The organism is Syntrophomonas sp. UBA1041, assembly GCF_002316705.1.
Classification (GTDB): domain Bacteria; phylum Bacillota; class Syntrophomonadia; order Syntrophomonadales; family Syntrophomonadaceae; genus DTU019.
On sequence record NZ_DCEA01000011.1, the window covers coordinates 20,603 to 25,741 of the forward strand.

General features: G+C 47.4%; 2 protein-coding genes. Both read left to right on the plus strand.

Translation table 11 applies throughout. The annotated features are described in order from the left end of the window. The first annotated feature begins 295 nt into the window (after positions 1 to 295). Positions 296 to 2,917, plus strand: a complete 2,622-nt coding sequence (locus tag B2633_RS02305) for an FAD-dependent oxidoreductase (RefSeq protein ID WP_276620726.1) — start codon at positions 296 to 298, stop codon at positions 2,915 to 2,917. A gap of 104 nt (positions 2,918 to 3,021) precedes the next feature. After that, positions 3,022 to 5,112, plus strand: a complete 2,091-nt coding sequence (locus tag B2633_RS02310) for a sigma 54-interacting transcriptional regulator (RefSeq protein WP_483168919.1) — start codon at positions 3,022 to 3,024, stop codon at positions 5,110 to 5,112. Positions 5,113 to 5,139: the final 27 nt, after the last annotated feature.

The following is a 5,139-nucleotide window of genomic DNA, read 5'->3' on the forward strand; positions in this document are numbered from 1 at the left end:
CAGGCAACAGAACCGTCCCCTTGCCTGCCATCCCCTTGCCTGCCATCCATAAATAGCCTACCGGGGTATGGTACCGATAAAACATACTTATTTACTTGTTATAAATAAGGGGCAATGGGCGATAAAGATTTTATACATAGGATAATGAATTATGGCGTTTTGAGGAGATATATACCTTATATCGGGATTATTGGGGCGAGAAGAATATTTCTCAATTTGCATATCTTTCGTGCTTTTCCTATCATGTACATAGGGTCACTTAACGGCCGAAAATTATTCAAAGGGGGGTATGATAATGAAGGCGCTGGAAATTAAGGAGAATGTATTTTATGTTGGAGTTCAGGATTATGGTTTAAGAGTATTTGACATTGTTATGCGAACCGAGTACGGTACCAGCTACAATGCCTATCTGGTAAAGGGCAGGGAAAAGACCGTTTTAATTGAAACGGTCAAGGACAATTTTTTCGAGGAGTATATTAAGGATCTTCAAGAAATAGTAAAACTCTCAGAGATTGATTATCTGATTATGAACCATACCGAACCTGACCATTCCGGATCAGTGGAAAAGCTGCTGGAATTGATTCCGGGATTAACCATTCTGGGCAGTCAGACCGCCATCAGATTCCTCAAGGAAATAAGCAACAAGAATTTTTCCTCCCGAGAATTAAATCATGGAGATGAACTGGATTTAGGGGGCAAGACCCTGCGTTTCATAAGTGCACCTTTTTTGCATTGGCCGGACAGTATGTACAGCTACCTGCCGGAGGATAAGATACTCTTCACCTGCGACTCTTTCGGCAGTCACTATGCGGATGAAAGGGTATTCAACGACCTGATCGACTTTGATTTTACGGATGCCTATAAATATTATTTTGATATGATAATGGGGCCTTTTAAGCCTTATGTTCTGGAAGCTTTGGAAAAAATCAAAGATCTGGAGTTTGACATTATCTGCCCGGGTCATGGACCGGTACTGCGGCAGAATCTGGATTATTACATTGAGCTCTACCGGCAATGGTCAACACCGGTGGAAGTGGCTGACGGGGAGAAAAAACCGTCCATAGTCCTGGCTTATGTTACGGCTTATGGCTATACGGAAATGATTGCTGACAGCCTTTTGGAGGGTATCAGCATGATGGGGGATTTTGATATCAAGCGCTATAACCTGGTAGAGGGTGGGTTAGAGGAGGCCCTGCAGAGTATTGAGCAGGCTGATGGACTCCTGGTGGGTTCTCCTACTATCAACGGGGATGCCCTGCCACCTATCTGGGATCTTATTACCCGGCTTTCTCCTATCACGCATTCGGACAAGATTGCCCTGGCTTTCGGGGCTTACGGTTGGAGCGGTGAGGCGGTTCCTTCTATTGAAAGCCGTCTTAATGCTTTGCGTATGAAGGTACTTCCTGGTTTTCGCGTCAATTTTAAGCCATCGGCTCGTCAACTGGAGGATGCCTTCAGCCTGGGGATGGAATTCGCCCGGGCCGTAATGGAAAAGGGGCAGGATAAAAGTAAAATTCGCTGGCGCTGCCTGGTTTGCGGGCATATCCATGTCGGAGAGGAACCCCCTGCTATTTGCCCGGCCTGTGGTGTAGGACCGGAAAACTTTGTGCAGATGCCGCTGGAAGACGAATTCTTAAACGATACTTCCGAGCATTTTGTAATAATCGGCAGCGGAATTGCCGCTCTCTCTGCCGCCCAGGCCATAAGACAGCGCAACCGCACCGCCGCTATAACCATGTTAACCGAAGAAGAAGCCCTGCCTTATTACCGCCCGGCTCTTTCTGACTTTTTGAGCGAGGACCTGCCGGATAAGCGGCTCTATGTTTTCGATGCTGCCTGGTACCAGGAGAATGCCATCGAAGTAAAAACCGGCTTTAAAGTAAACTCCATTGATACTGCGGCCAGAACAGTAAGCGGGGATAATGGCGAAAATTTGACTTATAACAAGTTGATAGTGGCCAGCGGTGCCCGCAGTAATATTCCTCCTTTCCCGGGTGTGGAAAAAGAGGGCGTTTTTGCCCTGCGCAACCTGAAAGACGCGATAAAACTTAAAGAAGCTATTAAGACAAGTAAAAAAGCGGTAGTAATCGGTGGCGGAGTCCTGGGTTTGGAGGCTGTTTGGGAGATGGTATCCGCCGGGCTGGAAGTGGCCGTGGTGGAATTTGGTGAACGGCTTATGCCCCGGCAACTGGATGATTCCTCCTCTGCACGCCTGGCGGACATTATTCGCTCCAAAGGGGTCCAACTATACCTGGGTAAGGCTACGGAAGAGATTCTGGGTGAAGCCAGGGCCAGTGGAGTGCGCCTGAATGATGGACAGGTTCTGGAAGCTGACCTGGTTCTCCTCTCAACGGGAGTAAAGCCCAATGTAGAATTGGCTCAGGAAGCGGGTCTGGAAATCAAGCAGGGAATAGTAGTTGATGAGAAGATGCGCAGCAGTGCTCCGGATGTCTATGCTGCGGGTGATGTAGCCCAACATGGAGAAAGAATGATTGGCCTGTGGCCGGTAGCCATGGAAATGGGACGAATCGCCGGGTCTGCTGCTGCCGGGGACTGGCTGGAATACAAGGAACCGCGGATATCCACCATGCTGGTGGCCTTCGATAAAGAAATATTTTCCATAGGGGAGGTTAACCTGCCGCCTGAGGAGTGCCGGGTGGTAGAGGTCAAGGACCCGATTGAGGATTACTATAAGAAGAGCTTTATAAAAGATGGAGTTCTGGTAGGTGAGATTATAATTGCATCGCGGGTAGATAGCAGTGAATCCATGCAAAATTTGGGACGCGACAAGAGTGGCAAACAGCGTCATAACCGCTGGAAATGCCGTATTTGCGGCTATATTCACGAGGGACCGGAGCCGCCGGACATTTGCCCGGTATGTGGTGCTCCCAAAGATATGTTTGACCCGATTGATTAGTTCTTGTTAGTATGAGAGGAAGCCCCTGGGCTTCCTCTTTTTAGTTTCTTTTTCTTTAACTTACATGGTACAATAATGAAAAATCGATCCGAGAGTGGTGCATTATGAAAGTTTATGAAGTAATGAACCCCAGGTTATTGCCCCTGCGGACCAGGCAGACTATCGGTGAGGTTTCACGCTTATTTATTGATTTTTCACTCGATGCATCCCCAGTTCTGAATGAAGACCAGGAATTAGTTGGACTGGTTACGAAGAATCGCTTGCTGCAAGTACTGTCACAAGAATCCCCCGCAATAGAAGTACAAGATATAATGCTCACCGACCCAATCACCATAGCATATGACGATGATGTTCCCGATATTAGAAAACAGAAATTTACCTGCCGGCCGGTTATGCGCAACGGTCAACTGGTAGGAATGCTGTATTTTTCTGATATATTGGTGGCTCTGACTCTGGAAATACAGAAGGGGAAAAAGGAAATAGAAGCGGCCATTGATGCTGTGTATAACCCGGTCATAGAAATAGACAATGATTTCCGCATCAAGATTTTTAATCGCCAGGCCAGTCGCTTGTTGGGCATTGACATGGAGGAGGCGCGCGGGGCCAATGCTCATGATCTGCTCGGCGGCACCGAGGTATTGGATTCCCTTATTCATGGAAACCACAAGCCCTTACCGGTTAACAAGCTGGTCATCGGGGATAGAAGTTTCCTCCCCTACCGCAATGATGTGGTACAGGATGGGAATGTTATCGGTTCAGTACTGGTACTGCGTGAAATATCGGAATTTGAGGAACTGGTAAGGCAGTCACAGTATACCCAGAAGCTCAACCGGGAGTTGGATGCCATATTTGAGTCCTCTTTTGATGGCTTGTATGTTACGGATGGCCAGGCGATTACTTTACGTTTAAATAAGGGCTTCGAAAGAATTACCGGGGTTACCGCTGCCGAATGTGTGGGACGGCACATGGATGATCTGGTTAAAGAGGGTAAATTCTCTCGTTCCGGAACCCTGCTGGCTTTGGAAAAGAAGGAGCGGGTCACTATTTCTTTGGTATCTATGAACGATAACGAGCTGCTGGTAACCAGTAACCCGATATTTGATGAAGAGGGTAATATCATTCTGGTGGTAACCAATGTTCGTGACATAACGGAATTAAATGAACTGCAGAGGAAGTTGGAGCAGGTGGAAGGATTGACCCAGCTTTATCGCAGCCAACTGGAGCAGATCAAATTGCAGACCTCACGCCAACTGGTTTTTAACTCTACTAAAATGAAGGAATTATTGGATCTGGTTCTACGGGTTACCGGAGTTGATTCCACTGTTTTGATTCAGGGTGAGTCCGGGGTAGGTAAGGAATTAATTGCCGAAATTATTCATTCCAGCAGTAATCGCAAGGATGGCCCTTTGATCAAGGTAAACTGTGGTGCAATTCCGGAAAATCTCCTGGAATCAGAACTTTTTGGTTACGAGGCGGGGGCTTTTACCGGAGCCAGCAAGAGCGGTAAGGTAGGTCTCTTTGAACTGGCCCAGGGAGGAATTCTATTCCTGGATGAGATCGGTGAACTGCCGCTTAACCTGCAGGTTAAACTATTACGTTTTCTACAGGATAAAGAGATGCTTCGGGTAGGCGGAGAACAACCCATAACTGTGGATGTGAGGATTTTGGCCGGCACCAATCGCAATTTGGTAGAGATGATTGCCAATCACCAGTTCAGGTTGGATCTATATTACCGGTTGAATGTGATTCCCATTTTTGTACCCCCGCTACGCGAGAGGCCGGAAGATGTTCCGGTTTTAGCCAACTATTTTTTGAATGCTTTTAACGATAAATACCAGATGAACAAGCGCTTGCATAAATCAGTTATTGATGTATTGATGGAATACCATTGGCCGGGAAATGTAAGGGAATTGGAAAACCTCATGGAAAGAATGGTTGTCACCAGTATTAATAATATCATAAGCATGCAGGATCTGCCGGCCAGTTTTAAGGTGCCACGATTAAAATTGGACAATGAGCAGGATCTCTTACCTTTGCGGCAGGCGGTAGAAAATACGGAGCGCGAGCTTTTAGAGGCGGCCTTTGCCCGTTTTCGCTCCAGCTACCAGGTGGCCGCTGCCCTGCAGGTCAACCAGTCCACCGTAATCCGCAAGGCGGCGAAATACGGGATAAAGCGCCAGGACGGGCGCAGTTAGTATATCGGAAGACGGAAGGCGGAAGAC

Bases quoted from the DNA above. Each gene is read 5' to 3' on its own strand.
- B2633_RS02310 (WP_483168919.1), top strand. From the start codon at position 3,022: ATGAAAGTTTATGAAGTAATGAACCCCAGGTTATTGCCCCTGCGGACC.
- B2633_RS02305 (WP_276620726.1), top strand. From the start codon at position 296: ATGAAGGCGCTGGAAATTAAGGAGAATGTATTTTATGTTGGAGTTCAG.